Origin of the sequence: Streptomyces sp. ME19-01-6 (assembly GCF_033793745.1) — a bacterium.
Lineage (GTDB): Bacteria > Actinomycetota > Actinomycetes > Streptomycetales > Streptomycetaceae > Streptomyces.
On sequence record NZ_JARAXF010000099.1, the window covers coordinates 1 to 1,529 of the forward strand.

Annotated in this window: 1 protein-coding gene; it reads right to left on the reverse strand. The window is 73.0% G+C overall.

The window, feature by feature from the left end:
* The coding region (locus PV419_RS52770; RefSeq protein WP_319701228.1) for an MDR/SDR family oxidoreductase at positions 1 to 1,529 on the reverse strand (1,529 nt) is incomplete at both ends.

Genomic DNA, 1,529 nt, shown 5'->3' on the forward strand with positions numbered 1-1,529 from the left:
AGGTGTGGTTCGCCGTGGCGGTGGGCGGTGTCGAGGAGGGCGAGGGCGTGATCGGTGGGCAGGGGGGAGACTCCCGACCGGTTCATGCGGGCGTGGTCGGCGTGGGTGAGGTCGTCGGTGAGGGTGCTGGTGGCGGCCCAGAGGCCCCAGGCGATGGACACACCGGGGAGGCCGGTGTGGTGTCGCGTGGTGGCGAGGGCGTCGAGGTAGGCGTTGGCGGCGGCGTAGTTGGCTTGTCCTGGGTTGCCGAGGGTGCCGGCGGCGGAGGAGTAGAGGGTGAACAGGGCGAGGGGGAGGTGGCGGGTGGCGGCGTGGAGGTTGGCGGCGGTGGTGGCCTTGGCTTCCCAGACGTGGCGGAGGCTGTCGGGCGTCTGGGAGGTGACCACCGCGTCCTCGGTGATGCCGGCGGTGTGGATGACGCCGGTGAGGGGGTGGTCGGGGTCGATTCCGTCGATGACGCCGCGCAGGGCGGTGGGGTCGGCGGCGTCGGTGGCGGTGATGGTGACGGTGGCGCCGAGTTCGGTGAGGTGTTTGGTGAGTTCGGTGGCGCCGGGGGCGTGGGGTCCGCGTCGGCTGAGGAGGTGGAGGTGGGTGATGCCGTGGGTGGTGATGAGGTGTTCTGCGGCCAGGGCGCCGAGGGTGCCGGTGCCGCCGGTGATGAGGATCGTGCCGTCGGGGTCGAGGGGTGGGGGGATGGTGAGGACGAGTTTGCCGGTGTGCTTGGCCTGGCTCATGTGGCGCAGCGCCTGCCGGGCCTTCCCCAGCGGCCACGCCTGGACGGGCGGTGCTGTGAGCACGCCCTCGGTGAAGAGGCCCGCGAGCGCGGGCAGCATCTCCGAGACCCGGTCGAGTCCGGCGTCGGAGACGACGTCGTAGGCCCGGTAGTGAACGCCGGGGTGGGACGCGGCGATCTCCTCGGGGTCGCGGATGTCGGTCTTGCCCATCTCGATGAACCGGCCGCCGTCGCCGAGGAGTCGGAGTGAGGCGTCGGTGAAGTCGCCGGCGAGGCTGTTGAGGACGACGTCGACCTGGGGGAAGGCGTTTTCGAAGTGCAGGTCGCGGGAGGAGGCGCGGTGGTCGGCGTCGATGCCCATGGCCTGAAGCACGCCGTGCTTGGCGGGGCTGGCGGTGGCGTAGACCTCGGCGCCGAGGTGGCGCGCGATCTGCACGGCCGCCGTGCCCACGCCTCCTGTGGCGGCGTGGATGAGGACCTTCTCGCCCGCCGTCAGGCCCGCGAGGTCCACCAGTCCGTACCAGGCGGTGAGGAACGCGATTGGCACGGCCGCCGCCTGCGGGTCGGTCCAGCCGGGCGGGACGGGCACGACCGCGCGGGCGTCGGCGACGGCGACGGGGCCGAAGGCGCCCTCGAACAGGCCCAGTACGCGGTCGCCGACGGCCACCGAGGTCACGTCCCCCGCCACGTCGAGCACCACCCCCGCGCCCTCGCCTCCCAGGCCGCGGCGGTCGGGCACGACGCCGAGGGTCACCATCACGTCGCGGAAGTTGATCCCGGCCGCGCGCACCGCGAT